Raw genomic sequence first — 23,795 nt, forward strand, 5'->3', positions numbered from 1 at the left:
TCGGCACCGGCTGCTATGATGCTCGTCACGACGTGAGTATGCGTCGCGGCCAGCTGAACCCGGGCGCCGACCCGTGGGGAAGCAGCAAGTACCCGCAGCAGCTGCACCAGCAGCTCAGAGGTCAAGCAACCGCCGCGATCGGCACACTCAAGCCGCTCGGGTGATGGCAGGCCAGATCTGCCGGAGGCTCGGAGCGTGAGCCTGGTTCGGCGTCCGGCTCCCGCGTGAAGTACCCGCGGGAGACCCCCTCCTGCGGTGACCTGTCCCGAAGGAGCAAGACGTGTCCGAAGAGAAGAAGCAGCCGACCCAGGTGGTCGGCGAAGAGACCAGGATGCCGCGGCCGCTGCGACCTCTGCCATCTCTGCCTGATCCGGAGCTGATCAAGCAGCTGCGCGCGAAGGCCAAGAAGGAACTCGGCATGAGCGACCGCGTCGCCGGCGCCATGTCGACGCTGTTCGTCCGCCCCGACCGGGTCCTGCCGCAGCTCGACAACCTGCGCACCATGCGGATCCCCGGCGGAGACTTGCTCTTCGTCGAGGGTGAGGTGTGGGTGCCGCGGCTGATGGCCGACTTCAGCAACCCCCGTAACGCCGCCGACTATACCTACGCCGCTGCAGCCGGGGCGGCCGACGAGAACTTGTCGGTCTTCACGTCCGAGGTGGTCGCCGGGACCGCCGAGATCGGCATCAAGGTCTCCAGCCGCGACGACCTCGCCGCGGCGCTCACCCGGTCGATGGCCAGGACCCGCAAGAACAACGAGCTGTACCCCGACATCAGCCAGCAGGGGATCATGGACGCCCCGTTCGGCGTCATGGCTGACATCGAGTTCGAGGACGGCACTCCGCCTATTGCCGTGCCCAGGGTCCGCGAGGGCTCGACGCGCACGAGCTGGGCTCAGCACGTCCTGAAGTGCACCCCGGAGGACACGCTCTTCAGGATGCCGTCGCGCGCCAAGCCGATGAGCGACTTCATCGACGAGATCAACCAGATCGTCGCGAAGCCGGCCAAGGACATCACGCCCGAAGAACAGGGTCGTGTCCGGTGCGCGCGGACGAACTTCATCTTGATCGTCGGGTTCGAGCCGGATGAACCGGGCTCGATTGACCTCGAAGAGGCGATCAAGGTCAAGGTGGCCCAGGAGCACCTGAACGTCAAGGAGGACTGGAGCGACAACGCCCAGAACTCGGTCCTGGCCGATGACTGTCTCGCGGCTGTGTTCCGTGCCGGTCACGTGCGTGACCATGTGGAGTACGAGTGGCTCGGAGGACGGCTGCCGTTTGCCGACCCGGCGGTCGACGAGCTCGCGGAGAACCCGGACGACCGTTTCGCGCGGCTGATGTGGCTGTTCACGACAAAGAACCCCGAGGTTCACGACGTCATCCGCGGCCCGATCGCCTTCGTCCTGCGCAAGGAGAAGCGCCGTGCGGAGACGAGCCGGGTCCAGGTTCGGGGCACCACGAAGATCCCTCTGGCGGTCGAGCTGACGGCCCGCGAGTTCAGGGGAACGCCCCGGTTCCAGGAAGAAAAGGCCCTCGATCAGGTCATCAAGGTCCTCGTCAATGGCGGGCACGTCGCGCTGGCGAACACGTGGAAGCCGACGAACCGCAGCCTGACGGCACTGACCAAAGCAGCTGTGAAGGACGCGGAGAAGGGCGCGCTCGGACCCGCGTCTACCGAGCTCGCGGTCCGCGCGCTCTACTACGTCGGGCTTTACGACGTGCTGAAGGTTCCGCGTAACGACCGCGGCGCCGGGTCCGACCGCCGCAAGGTCGGGGACGTCCTCCAGGCAATGGCGGAGACACCTGCCGGCGTCCAGCAGCTGGCCAGCATCGTCAAGGACGGTCGCGCCGGTCAGCCGCCCAAGCTCCGCGGCGCGGACGGCACCGTCGAACGGGACGGCGCTCAGAACGACGTCCGCCTCACCAACGACCGCGTCAGGTACGAGCTGTTCCCCCGCGGTGGCCGCCCCGACTCCGGCAAGACGGACATCGACCCGTTCATGGACGCCCAGCGCGCGATCCAGCATGCGCTCGGGGACCTGCGGAACGGCATCACGGCTCTTGAGTCCGTCCGGGAGACGGTCGACGAGGACGACGACGAAGCGGGCCAGCGTCTGATTGAGGTGCAGGGCCTTCCCGTCGTCACTGCCCGGACGTGGCTGGGCATCCTGGACGGCGCGGAGAAGAAGATCCAGCGCTGGTTCATGACCGGCGTCGAGTACGCGGCCACGGCGGCAGAGGCCCCGCGCGTCCTGTCGGACGAGCCTGACGTGCTCGCCGACGACCAGGACGAAGACGACGAGAGCGACGAGTAAGCCGCTTCTCACCAGACACCCGGGCGGGTGCATAGCCACCCGCCCGGGCCGGGTCACCGGACGGCGACCCGGCCACACGACGCATGCCAGCGTCGAGATACCGAGGTTCAACGGGCAGAGACCCCGCGAGCCTCGCGAGCACCCAAGATCGAGCCGTCCTGGCTCCCGAGGCGCTCGCGTATCCCGAACGGCTGGCGCGCGCCGCACGGCCAACGGCAGGCCCGATCTGTCTGAAGCCGCGCGGGCACCGGTACCGCCGGTTCCCGCACACCCACGCGGGAGACGGTCTCCCGCTGTTCAGGGAACCAGGAGGTACCTCATGTTCAACTCCACCCGCGACGCGATCACCGAGCTGATCGGCAGCAAGACCGGCGGCCAATCCCGGACCGTCCGCACCGACATGCTCGACGACATCCGCGGTGGCGTCGGCGTGTACGTCACCGAGTCGGCCGACGGGCGCACGCTCTACATCGGCTCGGTCTACCGGCCGAATAACCCGCTCGGCATCCGCGCGCACCTGCGCGAGCACCTCGGCCGCGCGGAGAACAGCGGCTGGGCGAAGATCACCATCTTCCCCATGGCCGGGCGGGTGGCCGAGCGCGACGTCCGCCAGGTCGAAGGCATCATCGCGATCTGGCTCGTCCCCGCCCAGGGCCACGCATGGCCGCGGGTGAGGCGAAGCTAATCTTCGACTCATCCGGGTCGAGCAGCTAAAAGAGAGCTTCGTCCTGCCCGTCGGGGAGCGAAGGGCGGCGCTTAATCGGGACCCCCTCACGCCCGCCGCCGGGCGTGAGGGGGTGCTCGGCAGGCAAGGTGAACGGCAGGGCTTCCGCAGACTCATCCTCCCAGCGCTGACTGCTCTTGTTCGACGGCCCCCGCCTAGTCACCTCGGCACGAATAGACCCCTCAGGCCACGGCTTCCAAACTTCCACGCGATACCACACATTGATCCGACCCGTATCCGGATCCTTCTTGCGCTTGGATATTATTTTCCAATCAAGAAATCGCAGCTCGCGCAACCGCCTCTGCCAGTCATTTTGGTATTGCCCCAAGGAGGCAACTACCTCAATCAAACTTGAAGGCACCCATTCCCCACTGAAGGACTTAAGCAACTCGCCGATACGCCCGTGAGGCTCCGGATGTCCAGAAGCTTCCCTTATCTGATCTGCATATCGATCATATGTTGCATAGAAGTCCCTCTTGCCAGAGTTACATTCTTCGCAAAGTGGCTGAAGGTTACCGATATCATCGGTACCGCCCCATGACCACGGGACCTTATGGTCCACCACTAGAACAACATGATGCCCTGACGGTGTCCGACCACACTGAGCACAACGCTGCGACTGCAAGACTTCGGCCCGCAACCGCGAGCTTATACTTTTCCGCACCCCACCCTTCTCAGCCTCAGCCCGCCCCATCAGTTTATAATAGTAATATTTTCCAACCTGAACGGCAGGCAGATGGAAATGGCGGCGCATATCGCGCACGCGCCGATCGGTCTGCGAAGGTGCCTCACCGAATTCTTCCGCCATATAAGCCCTAATCTCAACCATTGTTGGCGGATCATCGCGTCTCTCATACAGGAAGGTGTACAACGACCGGTGCGTCTCGCTTTTCAGCAGCTTCTTCAGTTCCGGACTGCCCGGCAGAGGCAACGGCTCCTTGCTCATAGCCTCATCATTGCCGGCTCAACCGGCACAGACACGGCCGTTTCCGAACCGTGACCATCGTCTTACGAAGGCACGTCCAGTCTCACCACGACCAGCGAAACCCATATCTCCTCACCTGCAGTCTTACCGTCGGCGCTGTTCCAGACTGATACGGCGACTCCTTGCATAAGGAGCACGCCTGAGGTACATAAGCCGCTTGATTGGCCACCATCCTCGGAATCGCTTACATGAGAGACGGCGCCCGATTGGGCGCGCCCGCCTCGAGCACACCTACACGCGAAAGCGCACGCAGCCGCCGGACCCCTTTCAGCAGACTAACCGCTCCGCAACCCACCGAGCACCGAATGCTGACTGCATGGCAATGAACGAAACTTTACTTTAGATTTCATTTGCTCAACACGACACGACGAAAGATCAAATTTCAGCGAGCGCAACTATCAAGTGGCGTAATATAAGTTCGAGCCCTGACCAGTCCTGCAATCCCAAAGACGTTGGATACTTCTTTGCAACCAGAACTTTCTCTCGAAAGATATTTTGCACTTTCTTCTTATTGGTGATCTCTCCTTGATATCGCTTAATCTTTGCCTGGTAACCAGTCCATTGGACAGGTTCAAAATCTTCACCGTCCGCCTTGAGCACATCGCTCCCGAGATACATTTCTATCGAACCCGCAAGCCCGTTCACATCCATAATAGACCTGCCCTGCGGGCCAAGCGTCGGGTAGGCACGAGCGATCTCCAGGTCGGGATAGTGGAGCACGCGATACCCTGCTGGCAGGTCAATTCCAGCCAACGTCAAAACTTCTTGATGGGCTGCACTATCGTTGTCCAATAAGGCCACAACACGATTGGAAACTCCAGCTGCCGCGAAGCTTCGAACGGTTCGAATCGCAGAGGATACACTCCCTTCGTGCTTCATCTCATAGTCCAAGAATCGCACACACTTCTTGAGGTGAGGTTTCAAGATGTCAATCGCACTTTGCAGTGCGTACACATCAAACACCCCTTCGGTGATCACGATCACAGGACTTGGAGATTCTACAATGATGGTCACAGGACGATCATCTATTGGCTCATCGAGATGAGCAGCTATATGATTCGGTTCGACAAGAGGATTCATATCGAGCATCAGGACATCATCGTCCCTGAGGTGGAGACATATCGCCCCCAACGAGACAAGATGATCTATGTACCCCTCCGGCAACCAGGGTCGATCTTCGATCGTATCGCTCTGGATGTCCAGCCCGCCACTAACGCAGGCAGCCAACTCCATTTTCCACCTTCCATAGGAAAGGTTGCGGAGATATGCCATGTGACGGTCAAGCTTCTTCTTCAAGTCACGCTCGTAGTCTTCCGACCAGTTCAGGCTGGATCGGTAGCTCGACTTATAAGCAAGGTCCTGATCACGAATATCCACGAATGCCTTTTTTATCCGACCATCCCCAAATCCCAACACTGCCAGACGCTCTCGCAGCGTTGCCGCATCCGCCTGAAATATCAATTCCCGCGGCTCAGTTGTAATGCCCTCTATTCGAATGAAATCGAGGTCAGCAAAAAGTGCTAGCACCTTTGTGGGCACTGCACTGTAATTGTAGACCTTTTTTTGGTTGACCAATAGATAGGCGCTGCTGCTCACGCGAGCATAGTCCCTGGCCGCCGGACGGTAGTCAAGCGGATGCCCACCTGTCCATGACCACTATCGTGGACTCTAAGCACCACGGCAGACGGGCCGATAGATCATCCGAGTCACTAAAGGTCATCCCGTAATGATCAACAGTCGTTGCTGGGCATGTTCTGTCGGGTGTTGTCGTTTAGGCCATCATCGCAAAATTGCGCCCACGCTATGACCGCGATCTATGAACGCCGGTCCGGCGAGTTCGAGGAAGCCCATGTTCTCACAGTGGGCACCCGGCCGCGACCGACCCTGGCGAACCAAGCTCGCCAGATTGAGACGCAGCACCCCTACTTGACGATGCCGTAGTGGGTGGCGAGCGCGGCAAATTCTGGCCCGCGACGTCGGGTTGCTCGATCGACAAGACCCCGCATCGTAGTTTTGCCAAGCGGCTGATATCGCACCCAGTCAGGCGCAAGGTCGCGTGCCTCGGCGAGCCAAGCCAGGGCATCCAGATCGCGACGGAGATCCGCGGCCGCCGCTGCAAGAAGCAGCCGATGGCCGGCTTCCCAGAACGCAGGTACGTCGCCCGCTTTGTCGGGCACGGCCGCTGCAAGGCGGAGGGCATGTTCGGGGTCACCAGCCCGCGCTGCAAGCTCGACGTTCTGAAGCGCCGCGACGCGTGGGCCGAAGATCGCGGCCTCCGAAGCCGTGTCGCCTCGTGACCGGATTGCAGCAGCGTGAGCGGCGGCGAGAAGGTCCTCGGCGCGACCGGCGCTGCCTGTTCGTAGGGCCGCGGTTGCAGCGTTGAACAGCAGGTTGCCAAATACTCCGGCACGCACCGGGTCGCGGTCGAGCATCCGCGGCTCAATCGCGGCGGCTGCTTGCGTGGCGACACGCTCAGCGTCTTCGGCTCGGCCCTGGCGGACCAGCGTCCATGCGAGGTAGCGGAGTGAAATTGCGGCTTCGACCTCGGGCGCGTCCGATTCAGCGGCGGCCTCGATCGCCCGGGCAGCGGAGGTGTATGCCAAGTCGTCGAAGCTGAGGCGACCCGCGATGCCGGCGCCAAGCCGGTAGGCGGTCGAAAGGACGCGGTGCGCGCCGGCGCGTTCCTCGTTGCGAGTGTCGCGGACGCCTCGGCGAGCGTCGGCCAGGACGACTGGCAGTGCGTGCAGCAGTTCGGTGTGTCGCCCGTCGACGTACGCCCGCCAGGCCGCGTGTGCACTGGCCGTGAGCTCAGGGAGCGGCAGTAGCTCGCGGGTGTCGGCCAGGTCCTCAAGACCGGGGATGGACGCGTCCGCGGTGATCGCCCGGCGGAGCGGAGCCACATCGACGTCACGGGAGTGGGGTGCTGGCATCGTGCCGAGCAGGGCATCGACCGACACGCCGAGTGCGGCCGCGAGTTTCCGGAGGGTGGCGGGGCGGCTGGTCGTCCGAGTGCCCTGCTCGATGCGCGCGACGGTGTCGACACCGACTGAGGCGGCCTCGGCGAGTCCTTCCTGCGAAAAGTCGCGGGCCTTGCGGATGCGCGTCAGGTTCTCGGCGAGCGGGTTGTGAGCGGTCATCCGTCCTCCGGCTGTGTGCGCGCGGTAACCAGACTATCGCGCTATGCGCCTGCCGTCTTCGCAGATCAGCAGCTCGCCAACGTGGGCAGCGTCGAGCGCGGCCGCCATCCGACGGGCGAGGATCGGCTTGAGTCGCGGCTCGGCGATGTCGAGGGGCAGGAGCGCTATGGAGAGAATCTCGGGGTCTGTGATCGGCAGCGCCTTGATCTCCGCCTCGGTCACGAGGCCACCGTCGAAGACGAACGCCATTCCCTCCGGCATCCGCGAGTCGTCCGGGATGTAGTCGATCACGAGCAAGTTCCCGAGCGGTCGGTCAATACCGACTTCCTCCGAGGTCTCGCGGGCCGCGGTACGCCACGGCGGTTCTCCCTCTTCACAGGCACCGCCCGGGATGTCCCAGTGCGACTTGTAAGACGGCTCGACGAACAACACGCGGTCGGCCTCGTCCCGGAACAGGACGCCGGCGGACATGCGCTTGCGGTTGAGCGAGCGTACGTAGTCGTCGAACGGGAGCAAGTCCACCAGGCGAGGCTACCGGCGGCGAGCGAAGCTCCGCTGATCTATGCCTTTCACGCCTAGTTCGTGGGCTCTGACCAGCTGAAATCATGGTTACTGGCTGTGTTTTGAATGTCCGCGTTGGACGACAGTTGATCAGGTGACGGCACAAGACGGGGGATCGACCGCGCGCGATGACCGGCCGACGTTCTGGTGCGGGGCGTCGCTGTTCAACTCGGGTGGTCAGCGGCTCAACGAAATCGACCTCAACGCCTACCGGCATCCGCAGAAGCACGCGGACATGACCGATGCCGACTGGGAGCAGGCCGCCGCCGCAGTCCAGGCGTTCGAGGCCGAGCGAGGGCTTCGATGACCGCGTTGGACGACGGGCCCATGACCGGCACCGATTCACATCAGGACTTCTGGGAGTGGCACGAGTTCACCGGGGGCGACGGGTGGGCTCACCTGTACCTGGACTCGGAGATGGCAAACCCGCGGCTGTTCATGCTGCTGCCCTGGTGCCTGACCGACGTCCGCTTCCCGCTGGAACACGACCGGCCCAGCATCAGCCACCGCCGGGTCATCCCCCGGCCCGGCCGGGTATGCCCGGTCTGCGCGGCCCAGAACGAGCACCGGCGGATCGGGGTACCACGTGCACGCTCGTGACCGCGAACTGCTCGCCGCCCTCTCGAAGGTCAACTCCAAGATCGGAAGCGTGACGGTCGAGCTGCTGACCCTCCAACCGGACGACGCAGCTTATGCCGCCGGCTTGCGCACCCTCGGCCGCCAACTCGTCCATATCGGCGTTGCCCTCATCCGCCGCGCCGGCGAACTCAACGGCACCGAACTTGACGTCTTCTCCCTGATCACCACCCCCGACACAGAAACCCACGACCGAACGGAGCGGTCCGAACCGTGACTGAAACTGCACTCCGACCAGCCGTCATCGCCCTGGCCGGCGGTCTGCGTGAAGCCCGCAAAGAGCGCGGCATCGGCCTGCGCCGGCTCGCCGACATGATCGGCATCTACCCCGCCGTGCTGTCGAGCTTCGAACTCGGCCAACGAGCGCCACAGGACACGATCGTGGCGCACATCCTTGGTGTCCTGCGAGCACCGCAAAGCGTCCGCGAACACCTCATCGACCTGGCCCGCCGGTCCCACGACCGCGACTTGATCGACCGCACCGGACGCGCCGAGAACTACCTGCGCACCGCCTTCGAACAGCGATCCACCCGCGTGACCGAGTGGTCGCCGACGCTCATCCCCGAGGTCCTGCAGACCGCCGAGTACGCCCGCGCCTTAAGGGACACCGGCCTGCTCGACCCGGAGACCGCCGACGTCAGTTGTCTTCTCCGCACCGCACGTCAGCTCGCCCTGTCCGACGAGGCGGGCCCGCCGCACACCTTCCTGATCGGCGAGGTCGCCACGCGGCCCGACGCCTGCACCTCCGAGGTTCTCCGCGACCAGCTCGACCAGCTGCGCGACTGGGCGAGAAGGCCGCGGATCGGCGTGCGCCTCGTCCCCGCCGCTGACTGCCCGCCCGGCGTGGTCGAGCCGTTCACCCTCTACGAGCGCCGCGCCGGCGCTCTCGCGGTCGCGCTGCGCCACCACCACGGCGCCGTGTACTCCACCCACCAAGACGCCTTGACGACCTACGAGAAGGCCGCCCGAGCAATACGACGCCACGCCGCAGAGAACGCGTGGCCCTAAGCCCCCGGCCGGCGCGTCCTGACCTCCCTCCAGGCGGCGCCCCGGCTGGGCCTCACAGCCCCGATTCACCGAGCACACGTTCCTGCCGAAGCTCTAGCCTGGCCAAGGCACCCCGATAGAGGAGTCTGATGACATCGACGAAGGCTTTCACGACGGAGCGGACACAAGCTGTCTTCGAGGCAGCGTGCGCCTTCGCCGGGCTGGATGTGACCGGCGCGCAGCGAGTCCGGTTCGGGGAGAACGCCATCTACCGCCTGGCCGACGGCTCTGCCGTAGTCCGCGTCGGCCGCTCCATCCCAGCCGCCACGAAGGAAGTGCTCGTTGCCGGGTGGCTCGCCGAGAACCAGTTCCCCGCCGCGACGGTGCTCGACGGCAACGAACAGCCCTTCGTCGAAGACGGGCTACCCGTCACGTTCTGGAACTGTCTGGAAGAGGACGACACACCAATCACTCCGGCCGAGTTCGGGAAGCTGCTGCACGACCTGCACGCGCTCCCCCACCCGACGGACTTCCGCCTGCCGACCTTTTCCCCAATGCCGAAGGTCGAGCCACGCCTTCAAGCACTGAAGGGCAAGCTGCCCGAGGCCGATCTCGACTTCCTGCGCGAGCGGTACGAGGAACTCTCCGAGAGGTTCCAGGAACTTGAGTTCCCGCTGCCTGCCGGTCCGGTACACGGCGACGCGCACCCCGGGAACGTCATGCGCTCCCCGGACGGAACGCTGAACCTGATCGACTTCGAGGACTTCGCCTACGGACCGCGCGAGTGGGACGCGGCCGTGCTCTCGGTCCGCCACCAGGCGTTCGGCTGGGCTTCCGAGGCCGAGTACGACTCGTACACGGCGGCCTACGGGTTCGATCCGATCGGCTGGCCGGGCTTCCCCGTGCTCAGGGCGACACGAGAGCTGAACATGACCATGTGGCTCTCGCAGACCGTCGACGAGTCCACCGAGGTCAAAGCCGAGGTCGAGAAGCGGATCAGCGACCTACGCGACGACCAGGCGCCCCGACACTGGAAGGTTTTCTGACGGTAAGTGGAGGTTGGCGAAGTCGAGGAACTCCTTCACCAACGGGTCGCCGGCATGTCCGCCCAGCCGTCCGCGGAAGTCGTCGAGATACGAGATCACCCGGAACGACTTCAGCTTCGCCGCGGTCTCGACGACCGACCTGGCCACGTCCAACGCCTCTTCGAGGTTCCCGCCTTGCAGGTGGGACGTGGCCAGCACGGTCCGGCAGAACGAGAGGCTGCGGACGTAGGTCGACTCCGAGGCCGCGATCGACGCGGCCGCATGATGGTTGGCCAGCTCGGCGTTCCCGATATCGCGGAAGCAGTGCGCGAACTCGGCGTGTAGCTCGGCTTCGTCGAAGTAGTGGATCCACTCCGGGTCGTTTTCCCGGATGCCCTGGCAGTGCCACCGTTCAGCCGTGAGCAGCGCGGCCGTGACGTCCTCCGCCCTGCCGAGCGAGGCAAGCGCCCGGGCTTCCATCGCGTGGAACAGCGCCATCGTGGTCGGGGTGGCGTAGCCGTTCGCGCCCTTGTACGCGGCTCGCGCCAGGTCGACCGCCCGCTGGAAATGCCCGAGGAAGTTCGCCTGGTGCGACATGCCCGCGAGGATTCGGCCGCACAGCGCCTTGTCGCCGGCCGCCTTCGCCAGGCGGAACGCCTGCGTTAGGTACCGCTGCGCGAGGCCGTGCGCACCCGTGTCGTAGGCCGTCCAGCCGGCGAGCCGCGTGAGGGCAGCGACCTCCCGGAAGTACTCGCGGCCGATCGGGTCCTGCGGCGACACGTGCCTGATGTTCGGCAAGATCTCCTGGTCAAGGAACGACGCGACGAGCGACTTCGGCCGGCCGCCGCCGTACTTGTAGTCGAAGCTGCTGAACATCGCGGTTGCCTCGCGAACCGCCTCGACGTCCACGACGGTGATCGAGCGCGGCTCGGTCGGCGGCCGCGATCCTTCGGTGTCCGAGTCGGTCAGCCACCGGATGACCAGGCCGCTCCATGCCTCCGGCACGACAGACAGCGGGCCAACCCGCTTCGGCGGCCGGAGCTCGAGTTCGGTGATCGCTCCCAGCGCGACCAGGCTGTGAGCGACCTCCTCCGGGTACTCCAGGCCGACGTCATCCGAGGTGGTCTCGGACGCTGCGGCGAAGCCGATCTCTTCGAGGCCGACAGGCCGGCCGAGCAATTCGCCGAGGACGCCAGCGATCAGCTGACAGGTGCGCGCGTGCGGCTTCGTGCCGTCGAGCCAGCGCTTGACCGACACGTGATCCGCGCTGACCAGCTCGCCGCCGTCTCTCTGGCTGCGTTCGCGCACCCGGCGAGCGAATCCCTTGTTAGTCGCCCCCGCCTGTCGCATAACCGCAGCTAGAAGTGCGTTCGGCTGCTTCCCCTTGTCGACCACCGGTACCTCCGAAGGTCATTAAAGCACCCCCCGTGCACCCCCCACGTGCAAAAACGCACCCCCACGTGCACACTGCTGCACCCCCACCCCCGCGCGGTTTCCTGAATTCATCAGCGACAACGCCGGATCGAAACCCCGATCCGGATCGGCCTCCCAGCCCGTCGCAGAACGAAAGGAGACCGTGATGGCGAAGAACAACTTCCCAGTTATGAAGAGCGGGGGCAGCCTGGTCCGCAAGGCGATTGGCCTGGTCATCGGGCTCGCGATCGTCGTGCTGATCGTCAAGTACCCGGCCGACTCGGCGAGCTGGGCAGGCGGAGCCGTCCATGGCGTCGGCGTGGTGATCGACGGCGTCGTGCAGTTCCTCCGCGCCCTGTTCGGCTAGTTCTCTCCCAGCTTCCGCTCGATCTCGCCGAGACGTTTCCTGATCTCGGCAATGGCCTGCCAGACCCGCTCGTCCCCTGAGGCCTCAGGACGAATTGCGGAGTCACCTTCGGCCGGCTGGGTGCGAACGAACGAGCCCTTGCCGTGCCGGATCACCACCAGGCCCTCTTCCCTGAGGTGGGCAACGGCGCTCTTGGCCGTGTTCACCGCCACCCCCCAGGAATCGGCCAATTCCTGGTAGGTCGGCAGCTGCGCCCCGGGGGCGTACTCCCCCGACAGGATCGCGGCCCGGAGACCGCCGGCTACTTGCAGGAACGGCGCACGCGGGTCGTCCGGGTTCAGGGATGCCATACCACCAGCGTAGGCCAAGTCAGTTGGCTAAGTCAGTTCTCCCATGTCAGTTGACAGAGTTAATAGACAGGACTTACGTTGAGTTCCGGCCGCCATCGGCCGCTCCCGAGCGGGAGACCTACAAGTCGTTGGAGTTCACACCAATGGATGACCTCATCCCTTTGCCCAGCTACGCCCCGGACGGACTGACCGAGTCGGACATCGACGCGATGATCGCCGAGTACTTCGTGACGGCTCACGACCAGAAAGCGGAGAGCGCCGGCCTGGCGCCGAGCACGGACCGGGCCGCGACGCATCGACACGTCCGGCGCATCAGCCGCCAGACCGTCAGCTCGGCTCTCCGGGGCCGGTCGGACAGCCCCGGCGCGGCTGCTTGAAGCCGCCCCGGCCCGGCGCACGGAACCGCCAAGAACCACCCGCCGGACCGGGCTTCTCCCAACCACTTCCAAGCCAGTCAGGAGAACACCCATGGTAGGGCTCGACACGCCCACGAACACCCGAAGCGCGTACCCGCCTTCGGTCACTGACCTGCTGCCCCGTGTCCGCGAGTTCGCCGCGGACCTGGGCGAGTGCCCCTCCCGGAACCGGATCATGACCGAGTTCAAGGTGGGTGCGCCGAAAGCCCGCGCCATCCTCGCCGCGCTGAACGAGGAGGCCGACACCAAGCCCGTGCGGAAGCTGCACGCGGTGACGGAACCCGCCGAAGTCGAGGAACCGGATCAGGAGTCCGAGACCACGGACGAACCGGCCTCGGATGACTCAGAGCCGCAGGTCAACGTCACCGCAGACCCGGGCGCGACACCGGAGAAGGTGCGGCGGATCAAGCTGTGGCCGGTGCTCCTCCTGGCCCTGCCGGCGTTCGTCGCCGTCTGGAGTGGCTGGGTCGGCCTCGGCAGGCTGACCGGGTTCGGCCCGATCCAGCTACTGCCGGGCATCTGGGACCACCTGACGATCAACTCGGCGATCACGCTCCCGATCGGGGTCGAGACCTACGCGGCGTTCGCTCTGCGGGTCTGGCTGTCCCCGGTGACCCGGACCCACCGAGTCCGCAGCTTCGCGAAGTGGTCGGCCCTGGGCTCGCTCGTCCTCGGGATGGTCGGCCAGGTCGCCTATCACCTGATGTCCGCGGCGGACGTCGAACGGGCTCCCTGGCCGGTGACCACGCTCGTCTCCTGCCTGCCGGTGGTTGTCCTCGGCTGCGGCGCTGCCCTCGCGCACCTCGTACGCGACACCGCCGACCAGGAGGTGAACGACTGATGAGCACCACCAACGAACCGGACGGCGGCCGCGTGATCGCGTTCCCCGGAACGGCTTCCGGGGAGGCCGACCCGTTCGTCATCGACGCCGAGCTCGGCGACGAGGCCGCGGAGCGGTCGCCGGCTGTCCCGGTGGACCGCCCGGTCACGGATGGCTCGTCGTGGCTGGACCGCCTCCGCTCGCAGAACCGCCAGGCGATCATCCCCAGCTACCTCAAGTCGACGGCCGACGCGAAGGACGCCGCGAAGTGGGTGGGGAAGCACTACGCGCACAAGGCCGGCTACCACGCGGCGCGGTCACCGCTCTACGCGCTTCGGCTCGCGGTGCGCTCTCCTCGGGGCCTTCTCCTCCTGCTGGCAGCAACCGGACGGTACGTGACCGACGCCGAAGGGCGTCCGGCCCGTTCGGAGACGGCCACGGCGGATAAGGCCGACCTATACCTGAAGCTGTCGCAGCAGCGTGACCGGCGAGTCGTGCTCCGGCTGATTCAGCTCGGTCTCGTGTCGACGGTCGGCCTGGTCCTGGTGTTCACGCTGCCGAACGTCCTGCCGGAGTGGGTGATCTGGGCCTGCGGCGCCATCGCGGTAGGACTGCTCGGAAAGCTCGGGTCCACCCGGGACAACCCGGTGGTGTCGTCTCGCGCCGTCCTGTCCACTCAGGTCCAGAAGCTGACGAGTGACAACGTCGTTCAGGCGCTGTCGGTGCTCGGCATCGCGGGCATCAACCAGGCCCTTGCCAAGAACCCGAACGCGATCGGGTTCACGGCGCCGATCACTCGCGACGGGCCGGGTTGGCGCGCCGACGTGGACCTTCCGCCGGGCGTCACGGTGTCCGAAGTGGTCGAGCGGCGCGCGAAGCTCGCGTCCGGCCTCGGCCGTCCCCTCGGCTGCGTCTGGCCGGAGGGCAACGCCGAGGTTCACCCCGGTCGGATGGTCCTTTGGGTCGGTGACCAGGACCTATCCAAGTCGCGACAGGCCGCCTGGCCGCTGCGGAAGCCCGGCACCGTGGACCTGTTCAAGCCTCAACCGTTCGGCACCGACCAGCGCGGCCGGTGGGTGGACATCACCCTGATGTTCATCTCGATGGTCATCGGCGCAATCCCGCGCATGGGCAAGACGTTCACCCTGCGAGAGCTCCTGCTGATCGCCGCGCTCGACCCGCGGGCCGAGCTGCACTCGTTCGACCTCAAGGGAACCGGCGACCTCTCGCCGCTGGCGCCGGTGTCGCACCGGTACCGCGCCGGCGACGAGCCTGAGGACATCGCGTACGCCGTCGCCGACCTGCGGGCGCTCGCCAGTGAACTGCGGCGGCGCGCAAAGGTCATCCGGGAGCTGCCGAAGGACCTGTGCCCGGAGAACAAGGTCACGCCGGAACTGGCCGACAAGAAGTCCCTCGGCCTGCACCCGATCGTGATCGGCGTCGACGAGTGCCAGAAGTGGTTCGAGCACCCGGAGTACGGCGCGGAGATCGAGGAAGTCTGCACCGACCTCGTAAAGCGCGGCCCGGCGCTGGGCATCGTCATCATCCTGGCGACGCAGCGGCCGGACGCGAAGAGCATCCCGACCGCGATCAGCGACAACGCGGTGATGCGGTTCTGCCTCAAGGTCACCGGCCAGCAGGCCAACGACATGGTGCTCGGCACCTCGTCGTACCGGAACGGCATCCGGGCCACCACGCTGTCCTTTCGGGACAAGGGCATCGGGTACCTGGCCGGCGAAGGCGACGAGCCGCGCATCACTCGCGGTGTGTACATCGATGGCCCAGACGCCGAGAAGATCGCGGCCCGCGCACGAACGGCGCGGCTCGCGGCCGGACGGCTGACCGGCTACGCCGCGGGCCTCGACCTCACGCCCGAGGAGGACGAGGACACGAGCACCTTGCTCGCCGACGTGCTGACCGCGATCGGCGACGCCGAGAAGGCGTGGTCGGAACGGATCGTGGACCGGCTCGCCGAGCTGCGGCCGGCGGTCTACGGCCCGTGGGCCGAACTGCCGACCGGGGCGGCGAAGGCAACCCAGCTCTCGACCGCGCTCAAGCCGCTCGGGATCACCACCAAGCAGGTGTGGGGCAACGACGTCGACACCGGCAAGAGCGCCAACCGAATGGGCGTCAAGCGCGAATGGATCGCCGACGCGCTGACCGAGCGTGACAGGAACCGCAAGAGCGGCTAGCTCCCGCAGGGCTCTAGATCTAGAGCCTAGTCCCTCTAGACCTAGAGCCCTCCCTAGACCGTCACAACGCCAATGATCAGCGCCCTAGCACCTAGAGGCGCGGGCCGAGTGCGGCCAAAAACAGCCCCCGGAGGCTCCGTTGAACCCCCTCAGCAATCCGACCAGTCTGCTCCTGATTCTGCTCATGATCGTCACTCTCGGCTACTCCTGGTCGTGCGCGGTCTACCCGTACAAGCCGTGCCGCTCCTGCCGGGGCTTCGGCGCTTTCCGCTCGCCGTTGCTCCGCGCGATCCGGCTCTGCCGGCGGTGTGGCGGAACCGGCCGCACGCTCCGCGCCGGCCGCCGCGCCTACAACTCCTGCCTTCGCGCTCGCCGGTCGTACCGCGATCTCCGCGACCGCGACCGCCGCGACAACAGCCGCTGACTTGCAGCTCAATCGAAAGGCCACCCCATGAAGACCACGTTGCTCGATCCCGAGCGTCAGTTCCTGGGCTGCGTGATGCAGGTCCGGCTGACCGGGGCCCGTCGACTGCTCGCAGGCATGCGCGCCGACGACTTCGGCTCGCCGATCGCCGCCCGCGTTCTCCATTTGGTCATCGAGCTGACCGGCGCAGGCCACGCACCGACCCCGATGGCCGTGCTGGACCACGCCCGTGAGAGGACGGTGACCGAACCGCGGTCCGGCGGCGTGGACCGCCTGCACAGTCTCGGCCTCTGGATCGTCGAGACCTACACCGACGGCCCGATCCTGCCGCCTCCGTACTACGGCGCCTGGCTGAAAGCCGTCGTGCTGAAGAACGCCTACCGCCGCGCCGTCCGGGAGCACGCGGCCCGCCTGGTGCAGGCCGTCGAAGACGACTCACCAACGGACATCCTCCGCCACCAGCTCGACGACACCGAGCGCCTTGACGACCTGTGGCGGCGCTACCGCGAAGCCGGAGGCGACGACGAACCGACCGCACGCCTGGAGGTGGCCGCCTGATGTCCGGATTCGACGACACCTTGTCCGTGATCGACTTCGTCATCTCCGACGAGCCAGCGACCCGCTGCCAGCAGTGCGCCCGGCCGCGCGGCGACTCACCGTCCGGCGACTTCTGCTCGGAGAACTGCCAGCGCGTCTGGCGCGGCCGCCACACCGCGGCCACGCCGGCCGAGGACGACGGCGCCCAGCCGGTCAACCCGCTGACGTGGCTCGGCCCGCCGCCGGCCGGTGCCTTCGCTAAGCCGGGTCACGAGGTCCTCGACGCGGTCGTGACATTCGTGTCGCGCTTCTCCGCCTTCGCCAACGAGCACGCCGCGCCGACGCTGGCGCTCTGGTACGCCCACACCCACGTCGCCGAACGGCTCTACGTCACGCCGAGGCTGATCCTCGACTCGGCCGAGCCGGGGAGCGGCAAGACGCGCGTGCTGGAGGTCGCGCAGTACCTCGTGGCCAAGCCGGAGATGACGATCAGCATCACGCCAGCCGCGATCTTCCGGATGCTCGCCGACGGGCCGATGACGCTGCTGTTCGACGAGATCGACGCGGTCTTCAACCCCAAGACGGGAGGCAACAACGAGGACCTCCGCGCCCTGCTCAACGCGGGCTACAAGCGGTCGGCGACGGTGACGCGGTGCGTCGGTGACGCCAAGAGCATGAACGTGACCCGGTTCCCGGTCTACGCGCCGGTTGCGCTCGCCGGGATCGCCGGCGGCATGCCCGACACGATCACGACCCGGGCGATCACCGTGCACATGCGCAAGCGCCGGTTCGACGAAGTCGTCGAGGAGTTCATCGAAGAGGACGTCGAACGCGAGTCAGCACCGGTGCGCGCCGACCTGGCGGAGTGGGTTGGTCGCGTCGGCGACGAGGTGAGCCGCGCCCGGCCGGAACGCCCGGACGGCGTCCGTGACCGGGCCGCGGAGATCTGGCGGCCGCTGCTGGCGATCGCCGACGCGGCCGGCGGGCACTGGCCGGAGACCGCGCGACGGGCCTGCCGTCACTTCGTGCTCGAAGCCACCGCGCAACCGGCCTCGATCGGCGTGCGGCTGCTGGCGGACATCCGGCAGATCTTCGCCGCGGAGAACACCGACCGCATGGTTACCGCCGAGCTGATCCGCGAACTGCACGCCATCGAAGACGGCCCCTGGACCGACGTCCAGGGCAAGCCGCTCGACAGCCGCCGTCTCGCGAAGGAACTCGACCGGTACCTGGTCCGGCCGAAAGACCTCAAGATCAGCGGCAAGACCCTCAAGGGCTACCGCATCGACGGCGACGGCGGACTCGCCGACGCCTGGAGCCGCTACCTCCCGCCGCTCGAAACGGGGGCGACCTCCGCGACCAACGCGCCCCTGCAGGTCACCGCCACATCCGGCGCCCCGGAGACACCGGCCTCGGCCGCGACCTCCGCAACCCGGGTCGCGGACGGTCGCCGCACCCAACAACCGCTGACACCCCTGCTGACCAGCCCGGTCGCGGAGGTCGCGGACGTCGCGGCCACCAAGCCCGACCACGACACCGAGGGGGATCGATGAACGCCGTACCCATGCCGGTTGCCGCGCCTGAACGGCATCTCTACCGGATCACCGAAGCCATGCGCCTGCTCTCGATGAGCCGCTCGGTCATCTACGAGCAGTTGCGCTCGGGGCGCTTGCGCTCGGTCAAGCAGGGACGAGCCCGGCTGGTGCCGGCTGTCGCCATCCAGCAGTACGTCGAGTTGCTGATGAAGGAAGCGGGGGTCAGCTATGCCGAAAACGCGTAGCCACGGAGACGGCGGCCTCTACTGGTCCGAAGCGCGCCAGCGATGGATCGCGGAGCTGACGGTCGGATGGCGGCCGAACGGAAAGCGCATCGTCCGCAAGGCCAGCGGCAAGACCAAAACCGAGGCCAAGAACAAGCTCAAGGAGCTGGTTCGTAACCTCGAAGAGGGCGCCGTTGAAGCGTCGACCGCTTACACGGTCGAGCAGGCGATGAATGACTGGCTGGTGAGCTACGAGCGCGGAGAGCGAGACCCCAACACCGTCAAGACCGTGCGTTCCCTGGTCAACAACCACATCGTGCCGGCAATCGGCGCACGACCGCTGGTGAAGCTCGAAGTCGACGACGTCGAGGACTGGCTGGCGGAAAAAGCCGAAGTGCTGGTGACCTCGACGCTGCGCAACCTCCGCTCGATCCTGCGCCGGGCGATCAACCGCGCACAGGTGCGCAAGCGGGTTCGGTACAACGTGGTCCTGCTGTGCGAGGAACTGCCAGCCGGGAAGGGGGCCGGGCGGCCGTCGAAGGCGCTCACCCTCGCGCAGGCCGAAGCGGTGCTCACCGCGGCGGAGTCGTCGCCGATGCGTGCCTACATCGTGGTGTCCCTGTTGACCGGCGCGCGGACTGAGGAGATGCGCCCCCTGACATGGGATCACGTCGACCTTGTGGGCAAGCCGACGGCGTCGCCGGCGATCCCGCCGAACGTCAAGGTGTGGCGTTCGGTCCGCGCCCGCGGCGAGACCAAGACGCGGAAATCCCGCCGGACGCTGGCGCTGCCCGAGCGGGCAGTGAAGGCACTGGAGGCTCACCAGGTAGCACAGCAGGCCGCAAAAGCAGTCGCGGGCGACGACTGGCGCGAACACGGGATCGTGTTCGCAACCAACGTCGGCACTGAGCGGGACGTCAACAACGTTCGGCGGGACTTCCGGCGGGTGATCAAGGCGGCCGGCCTCAACCCGGCGGAGTGGACGCCCCGGGAGCTGCGGCACAGTTTCGTCTCGATCCTCTCGGACGGCGGGATGCCGATCGAGGAGATCTCGCGGCTGGTCGGGCACAGCAATACCACCGTGACGGAACTGGTCTACCGGAAGCAGATCCGGCCGGTGGTGGAGTCCGGCGCGACCGCAATGGACCGGCTCTTCCCCGCGAAGGACGAACCTGCGGGACTTCCTCTGTCCACCGATCAAGCGTCTTAACCACCACTCGACAAGCCGAGCCCCACCCGCGCCGCCGGTGGGGCCTGGCTCGTTGTACGACTCAAGACGGGACCAAGTCGTTCGCCTTCGAGCAGCCCCCAGCGCCCCTGCCGGTCTGGGAGTACATGGGCGAGGCATTCTGCCGCGAGGGCTACTCGGTCGTGATCGGCAGGGTTCTCCGCCGAGAGTACGGCGTCACGCAGACCAGCAAGCGCGCCTCGCGCGCCCCCCCGGCGGGGGCTTGCCCGACGGTTGAACACGGGGCTCCTGCGGTCTCGGCGGGGCCGCCTTGAATCTAGAACCTACGGTTCAGCCGTCCAGCACGTTCGTCGATCACCGATATCTGCCAAACTTGACCGTTACCTGCATGCTTTGCAACCGCAACCGTCCCTCACTTTCCAAGATCCGCCGTCGACGATCGGTGAATTTCGGGTGTAGACCGGCCGGATGATCTTCCACCCTCGGCGAGCGGGCGACGCTTCACGAGGACGGCAGACACCTGCAGCTCAGCTCACTATACGAGCGCCCTGCAGGGGGCAGACGCCGCGTCGTGACGACAGGCGCAGTGATATCGAGCCGGCATAGCGACCAAGTTGATACGATCGCTATCCGTAAACGATCAAGGTGACCGCGGAGGCGAGTGCTTCAGGTAGTTTTGCGGTCAATCACACAGACAAGCTGAAAGTAGAGCACGGATGCCGACAGACACCGAAGACGAAGTACCTGTCAGCGTAGATGGGGACGCCGAGGCTGCCGAACAACGCGCCAGCTGGCTCGACGAAGCGTCGCAGGAGCAGGACGATATCGAAGTTGACGAGTACGACATTGTTTCGTCTCCCAACGACTGGAATGTCGCCACCATCGTGAATTTTATCGAGAGCGGTGCCGTAAAAATTCCGCCGTTCCAGCGCAACTACGTATGGGACATAAAGCGCGCATCCAAGCTAATTGAGTCCCTGCTTTTGGGTCTACCTGTTCCACAAGTCTTCTTGTATGAAGAAAAACGAAACTCATTCCTTGTAATCGACGGACAGCAGCGCCTGCTGAGCATTTTCTTCTTCTCAAAGGGACGCTTCCCGCGAGCCACCAGCCGCAGCGCAGTTCGGTCATTACTAAGCGAAGGGAAGAGAATTAATGAGGATGCGCTACAGGACGACAATCTCTTCGAAGATTTCAAGTTGCGCCTTGCAAAGTCGCCCACAGGGAAAGCCAATCGGTTCAACGGGAAAAAATACAATACACTTGAAGATTACAAGCCAACACTTGACTTGCGCACGATTCGGAACGTAGTGGTCAAGCAGACGAATCCCGAGGACAGTAGCGCTGTCTTTGAGATTTTCAGTCGACTTAACACCGGTGGAATCAACCTTTCGCAGCAGGAAATTCGCGCTAGCCTATACCACTCAGACCTCATCTCAAGCATTCTAAGGTTGAACGAAGATGGAAACTGGCGTCGCCTACTTGGCCTACCTGATCCAGACTCACGCATGCGCGACTCTGAGATCATCCTGCGGTCACTAGCCTTGGCACGCAATCTCGAAAAGTACTCGGGCAGCATGGTGTCCTTTGTTAATCGGTTCTGCCTTGAAGCACAACTATTCAGCCCCGGCCAGGCCGAGGAGGCCAGCGCCGACTTCAAGGAGTTTTTGGAGATCACCTCCCGCCTACCGGAAGATACATTCAAGCGCTCAGGCAAGTTCAGCGGCGTACTGTTCGAAGGGTTCTTCAGCGCCTGGGTTCGGCAAGAAAAGACTGCAACACCGGATAAGCTCGCAAAGGCCGTCCTATCGGTCAAGGACGGTCAGCCGTTCGCAGATACCCTGCAAGAGGGCTCAACTAAGACCGTGAACGTTAGCCGCCGCATACAACTCGCCGAGAAGGCTCTGACTTCCAGGTAGGAGTAAGTGCGCGATGCCGGCAGACGTGTTCGACACCCTATTTGACGATTACCGCGCACTGCGGGACGGCCCACTGTCGCAAGATCCTTCAGGGCTGAATGCGATGGAGCAGACGTACCCGAAAGTCTTGCTTCTAGCGTCAGCCAGCTACTTGGAGGTTGCAACCACCGAGGTGATAGCAGGCCTATTCCACCGAGAAGATGCACCTGAACTTGGTATTTTCGTTGAGAGACGTTCACTTAAGCGGCAATTCCATTCGCTTTTCGATTGGGAGAATCGCAAGTCAAATCAATTTTTCAGTTATTTTGGCGACGACTGCAAGGCGCGTTTTTTAGAAAGAATGAAGCTCGACACGAATTTCAGTGCCGCAGTTGAGGCATTTCTAGAAATCGGCGCCTTGCGAAACAAGCTAGTGCATCAGAATTACGCTCAATTTCAGCTTGATAAGACAGCTGAGGAAATCAAGGTGCTGCACAGGATGGCTTCTACCTTTCCCCAGGAGATACCTAGCTTGATCTTGGTCTCCGGTGCCTCTAAGTAGCGAATTCACCAGGTCACCTGGTGGTCATCACGGCCTCGGATACGCGCCCCTTCGTCCGCCAGCGCAGCCGTGAGCTACGACTCCGCTACTTCTAGTGGCGCACACGCCGACACGACACCACATGTAGCGGAAAGGCGGTTTCTTGTCGGTCCTGCCACTTACACTCTCTGACAGCGAAGTGGAAAGGCCCCGACCGGGGTCGACACCTCGGCCGGGTCCAGTGCATTGGCGTGCTCTGCGACCGTACAGGCGGCCATGGATGACATCAAGGTCATCCATGATCTTGGTGTCCGAGGTCGCAGTGATTGATCACCGAGCTACCCGGTGAGTTAGCGAAGGCAAGATTGAACCCTTACGGCGTCGGAGAGTCCGGCGAAGACCTCATCGACGTACCAGCTCGATGCACTTGTTGCGGCCTGAGGTTCAGCTACAGGACTCCGCGAACGAACCCGCATCGACGAGTCAAATGCAACCCATGCGGCGCTCACCAGCGCACCGACGACTCGAAGCTTGAGATTGAACGACTGGCCTCGCACGAGCCACGTCTTCGCACCTGGATCGACCAGGTGGAGGCGAAGGCTCACGACATGGAGCGGCAGAACAAGAAGCTGAAGGACGAGCTTCAAACTGCTAAAGAGCAGGTAGCTGCCGCTCTCCAGACACGGGACCGGCACCGAAACATGCTGAAGGCCGTAAGAGGCCTACACGTTGTCTCGCTCGAAGGGACGAAGTGTTCGTGTGGGGAGGCGTACCCCTGCACGACTGAGCAGACCATGCGAGCTGCTGACGGCGGCTTGGGGAACTGGCTGTTCAGCGCATAGCGCAGTAACACGCCATCCCCACATGTGGGTGGCCTCTCGGGCGTCTCGTCGACCTGGCGAAGCCCGATCATGTCCCGTCAAGGGGGCACACGGCACCCAGGCGAACTTGCCCAGGATGTCACCCCTTGACGGGACATGGTAGCCCTTGGGGAGCTTCCGAGCCGGCCATCTCAGAGACCTGCCAGTCCGGCGAGGACATCTCTTCTACGGTCTGGCGGTCCCGTCGGCAGGTGGTCACTGGGCTACTTTTCCGTGGGCGACCGCCGGGGACCGGGCGCCAGCCCGCATGCCCCGGCGGGGCTTGCCCGCGGGTCAAACACAGTGCTCAGCGGCCCCGGAGGGGCCGCCTTGAACAAGTAAGGAACGTCTGAACACGCGAGTTGCGGAGACGCCTGGATTGCAGACGACCCTGACGGGCTCGGCTTGTTGTCTCGGCAAACTGACCACCACCCCGCCGGCCCGCTCGTGGGGAGTCTGCCCGGCCCGCCACGGAAGAAGCTGGCAGCTGAGCGCCACTGAGATACTTGCTCACCACGCTGCGGAGACACTGGATTGCCTTGGACGAGGTCGGCCTGGATGAGTCCGGCGGCTTCAGCGTCGCGGAGCTCCTGAGCGACCTTGTCGAGCGGACGGCGTCTGTATGGATCGGTTTCGGCGCCTTTGGGCTCATCTCAGACG

The 23,795-nt window shown here is 64.9% G+C and carries 24 protein-coding genes; 18 read left to right on the top strand and 6 right to left on the bottom strand.

The genetic code is table 11. The annotated features are described in order from the left end of the window. The first annotated feature begins 310 nt into the window (after positions 1-310). Positions 311-2,314, top strand: coding sequence for a hypothetical protein (locus ISP_RS45240; RefSeq protein ID WP_265049887.1), 2,004 nt, complete (start codon positions 311-313; stop codon positions 2,312-2,314). Positions 2,315-2,633: 319 nt separating this feature from the next. Next, positions 2,634-2,999, top strand: a complete 366-nt coding sequence (locus tag ISP_RS45245; protein WP_013230487.1) for a hypothetical protein — start codon at positions 2,634-2,636, stop codon at positions 2,997-2,999. 25 nt (positions 3,000-3,024) lie between these two features. Here ISP_RS45245 and ISP_RS45250 read toward each other — a convergent pair whose 3' ends face one another. The 4 genes from ISP_RS45250 to ISP_RS45265 all read right to left on the bottom strand — a co-directional run bounded on the left by ISP_RS45250 (position 3,025) and on the right by ISP_RS45265 (position 7,682). Next, positions 3,025-3,984 carry an HNH endonuclease gene (locus ISP_RS45250; RefSeq protein WP_141748493.1) on the bottom strand — a complete coding sequence of 320 codons (960 nt, stop codon included), beginning with the start codon at positions 3,982-3,984 and terminating at the stop codon, positions 3,025-3,027. 414 nt (positions 3,985-4,398) lie between these two features. After that, entirely contained in the window at positions 4,399-5,619 is a 1,221-nt protein-coding gene (locus ISP_RS45255; RefSeq protein WP_141748494.1) for a HEPN/Toprim-associated domain-containing protein, read from the bottom strand. A gap of 326 nt (positions 5,620-5,945) precedes the next feature. Continuing rightward, the gene (locus tag ISP_RS45260; protein WP_013230488.1) at positions 5,946-7,160 is read right to left on the bottom strand and encodes a helix-turn-helix domain-containing protein; all 1,215 of its coding nucleotides are present in this window, start codon (positions 7,158-7,160) and stop codon (positions 5,946-5,948) included. 33 nt (positions 7,161-7,193) lie between these two features. After that, entirely contained in the window at positions 7,194-7,682 is a 489-nt protein-coding gene (locus ISP_RS45265; RefSeq protein ID WP_013230489.1) for an NUDIX domain-containing protein, read from the bottom strand. A 133-nt stretch (positions 7,683-7,815) separates the two neighbouring features. Between ISP_RS45265 and ISP_RS45270 the strand changes: the two genes are divergently transcribed. From ISP_RS45270 to ISP_RS45290, 5 genes are all read left to right on the top strand, one after another. Next, a complete protein-coding gene (locus tag ISP_RS45270; RefSeq protein ID WP_013230490.1) occupies positions 7,816-8,028 on the top strand; it encodes a hypothetical protein in 213 nt (70 codons plus the stop codon). Further along, on the top strand, positions 8,025-8,321 hold the full coding sequence (locus ISP_RS45275) for a hypothetical protein (RefSeq protein ID WP_013230491.1): 297 nt from the start codon (positions 8,025-8,027) through the stop codon (positions 8,319-8,321). The genes ISP_RS45270 and ISP_RS45275 overlap by 4 nt, the downstream gene beginning before the upstream one ends. Positions 8,322-8,370: 49 nt before the next feature. Continuing rightward, positions 8,371-8,574, top strand: a complete 204-nt coding sequence (locus ISP_RS45280; protein ID WP_230468634.1) for a hypothetical protein — start codon at positions 8,371-8,373, stop codon at positions 8,572-8,574. After that, on the top strand, positions 8,571-9,365 hold the full coding sequence (locus tag ISP_RS45285; protein WP_013230493.1) for a Scr1 family TA system antitoxin-like transcriptional regulator: 795 nt from the start codon (positions 8,571-8,573) through the stop codon (positions 9,363-9,365). Before ISP_RS45280 ends, ISP_RS45285 begins: the two co-directional genes overlap by 4 nt. A 128-nt stretch (positions 9,366-9,493) precedes the next feature. Beyond that, a complete protein-coding gene (locus ISP_RS45290) occupies positions 9,494-10,390 on the top strand; it encodes a phosphotransferase enzyme family protein (RefSeq protein ID WP_013230494.1) in 897 nt (298 codons plus the stop codon). On the opposite strand, the gene ISP_RS45295 is transcribed toward ISP_RS45290, so the two are convergent. Then, a complete protein-coding gene (locus tag ISP_RS45295) occupies positions 10,349-11,764 on the bottom strand; it encodes a hypothetical protein (RefSeq protein WP_230468635.1) in 1,416 nt (471 codons plus the stop codon). The two genes, ISP_RS45290 and ISP_RS45295, sit on opposite strands and share 42 nt — an antisense overlap. A 184-nt stretch (positions 11,765-11,948) precedes the next feature. Between ISP_RS45295 and ISP_RS45300 the strand changes: the two genes are divergently transcribed. Then, positions 11,949-12,149 carry a hypothetical protein gene (locus ISP_RS45300; protein ID WP_013230496.1) on the top strand — a complete coding sequence of 67 codons (201 nt, stop codon included), beginning with the start codon at positions 11,949-11,951 and terminating at the stop codon, positions 12,147-12,149. Here ISP_RS45300 and ISP_RS45305 read toward each other — a convergent pair. Beyond that, entirely contained in the window at positions 12,146-12,499 is a 354-nt protein-coding gene (locus ISP_RS45305; RefSeq protein ID WP_013230497.1) for a GntR family transcriptional regulator, read from the bottom strand. The genes ISP_RS45300 and ISP_RS45305 overlap by 4 nt on opposite strands. A gap of 143 nt (positions 12,500-12,642) precedes the next feature. Between ISP_RS45305 and ISP_RS45310 the strand changes: the two genes are divergently transcribed. The 10 genes from ISP_RS45310 (at position 12,643) to ISP_RS45355 (ending at position 22,296) form a co-directional block, all read left to right on the top strand. Next, positions 12,643-12,876: a hypothetical protein gene (locus tag ISP_RS45310; RefSeq protein WP_013230498.1), complete on the top strand. Its 234-nt coding sequence runs from the start codon at positions 12,643-12,645 to the stop codon at positions 12,874-12,876. A gap of 91 nt (positions 12,877-12,967) precedes the next feature. Next, complete coding sequence (locus ISP_RS45315) at positions 12,968-13,756, top strand: ABC transporter permease (protein ID WP_013230499.1); 789 nt, start codon at positions 12,968-12,970, stop codon at positions 13,754-13,756. After that, on the top strand, positions 13,756-15,927 hold the full coding sequence (locus ISP_RS45320; protein WP_013230500.1) for an FtsK/SpoIIIE domain-containing protein: 2,172 nt from the start codon (positions 13,756-13,758) through the stop codon (positions 15,925-15,927). Before ISP_RS45315 ends, ISP_RS45320 begins: the two co-directional genes overlap by 1 nt. 184 nt (positions 15,928-16,111) lie before the next feature. After that, on the top strand, positions 16,112-16,351 hold the full coding sequence (locus ISP_RS45325) for a hypothetical protein (RefSeq protein ID WP_013230501.1): 240 nt from the start codon (positions 16,112-16,114) through the stop codon (positions 16,349-16,351). A gap of 27 nt (positions 16,352-16,378) precedes the next feature. Further along, entirely contained in the window at positions 16,379-16,909 is a 531-nt protein-coding gene (locus tag ISP_RS45330; protein WP_013230502.1) for a hypothetical protein, read from the top strand. Next, positions 16,909-18,441: a DUF3631 domain-containing protein gene (locus ISP_RS45335; protein WP_013230503.1), complete on the top strand. Its 1,533-nt coding sequence runs from the start codon at positions 16,909-16,911 to the stop codon at positions 18,439-18,441. The genes ISP_RS45330 and ISP_RS45335 overlap by 1 nt, the downstream gene beginning before the upstream one ends. Beyond that, complete coding sequence (locus ISP_RS45340; protein WP_230468636.1) at positions 18,438-18,668, top strand: helix-turn-helix domain-containing protein; 231 nt, start codon at positions 18,438-18,440, stop codon at positions 18,666-18,668. The genes ISP_RS45335 and ISP_RS45340 overlap by 4 nt, the downstream gene beginning before the upstream one ends. Continuing rightward, positions 18,652-19,857 (top strand): site-specific integrase, encoded by a 1,206-nt coding sequence (locus tag ISP_RS45345; protein ID WP_013230505.1) that lies wholly within the window; start codon positions 18,652-18,654, stop codon positions 19,855-19,857. Before ISP_RS45340 ends, ISP_RS45345 begins: the two co-directional genes overlap by 17 nt. Before the next feature lie 695 nt (positions 19,858-20,552). Continuing rightward, positions 20,553-21,755 (top strand): DUF262 domain-containing protein, encoded by a 1,203-nt coding sequence (locus ISP_RS45350; RefSeq protein ID WP_080582953.1) that lies wholly within the window; start codon positions 20,553-20,555, stop codon positions 21,753-21,755. 13 nt (positions 21,756-21,768) lie between these two features. Further along, a complete protein-coding gene (locus ISP_RS45355) occupies positions 21,769-22,296 on the top strand; it encodes a HEPN domain-containing protein (RefSeq protein ID WP_141748530.1) in 528 nt (175 codons plus the stop codon). The last annotated feature ends 1,499 nt before the right edge of the window (positions 22,297-23,795 follow it).

Source organism: Amycolatopsis mediterranei (assembly GCF_026017845.1).
In the GTDB taxonomy this organism is placed as follows: domain Bacteria; phylum Actinomycetota; class Actinomycetes; order Mycobacteriales; family Pseudonocardiaceae; genus Amycolatopsis; species Amycolatopsis mediterranei.

Coding starts and splice junctions, on each gene's coding strand:
- ISP_RS45275 (WP_013230491.1), top strand. CDS start 8,025: ATGACCGCGTTGGACGACGGGCCCATGACCGGCACCGATTCACATCAG.
- ISP_RS45290 (WP_013230494.1), top strand. CDS start 9,494: ATGACATCGACGAAGGCTTTCACGACGGAGCGGACACAAGCTGTCTTC.
- ISP_RS45315 (WP_013230499.1), top strand. CDS start 12,968: ATGGTAGGGCTCGACACGCCCACGAACACCCGAAGCGCGTACCCGCCT.
- ISP_RS45350 (WP_080582953.1), top strand. CDS start 20,553: ATGCCGACAGACACCGAAGACGAAGTACCTGTCAGCGTAGATGGGGAC.
- ISP_RS45245 (WP_013230487.1), top strand. CDS start 2,634: ATGTTCAACTCCACCCGCGACGCGATCACCGAGCTGATCGGCAGCAAG.
- ISP_RS45325 (WP_013230501.1), top strand. CDS start 16,112: ATGATCGTCACTCTCGGCTACTCCTGGTCGTGCGCGGTCTACCCGTAC.
- ISP_RS45355 (WP_141748530.1), top strand. CDS start 21,769: ATGCCGGCAGACGTGTTCGACACCCTATTTGACGATTACCGCGCACTG.
- ISP_RS45320 (WP_013230500.1), top strand. CDS start 13,756: ATGAGCACCACCAACGAACCGGACGGCGGCCGCGTGATCGCGTTCCCC.
- ISP_RS45300 (WP_013230496.1), top strand. CDS start 11,949: ATGGCGAAGAACAACTTCCCAGTTATGAAGAGCGGGGGCAGCCTGGTC.
- ISP_RS45345 (WP_013230505.1), top strand. CDS start 18,652: ATGCCGAAAACGCGTAGCCACGGAGACGGCGGCCTCTACTGGTCCGAA.
- ISP_RS45310 (WP_013230498.1), top strand. CDS start 12,643: ATGGATGACCTCATCCCTTTGCCCAGCTACGCCCCGGACGGACTGACC.
- ISP_RS45335 (WP_013230503.1), top strand. CDS start 16,909: ATGTCCGGATTCGACGACACCTTGTCCGTGATCGACTTCGTCATCTCC.
- ISP_RS45250 (WP_141748493.1), bottom strand. CDS start 3,984: ATGAGCAAGGAGCCGTTGCCTCTGCCGGGCAGTCCGGAACTGAAGAAG.
- ISP_RS45340 (WP_230468636.1), top strand. CDS start 18,438: ATGAACGCCGTACCCATGCCGGTTGCCGCGCCTGAACGGCATCTCTAC.
- ISP_RS45305 (WP_013230497.1), bottom strand. CDS start 12,499: ATGGCATCCCTGAACCCGGACGACCCGCGTGCGCCGTTCCTGCAAGTA.
- ISP_RS45330 (WP_013230502.1), top strand. CDS start 16,379: ATGAAGACCACGTTGCTCGATCCCGAGCGTCAGTTCCTGGGCTGCGTG.
- ISP_RS45260 (WP_013230488.1), bottom strand. CDS start 7,160: ATGACCGCTCACAACCCGCTCGCCGAGAACCTGACGCGCATCCGCAAG.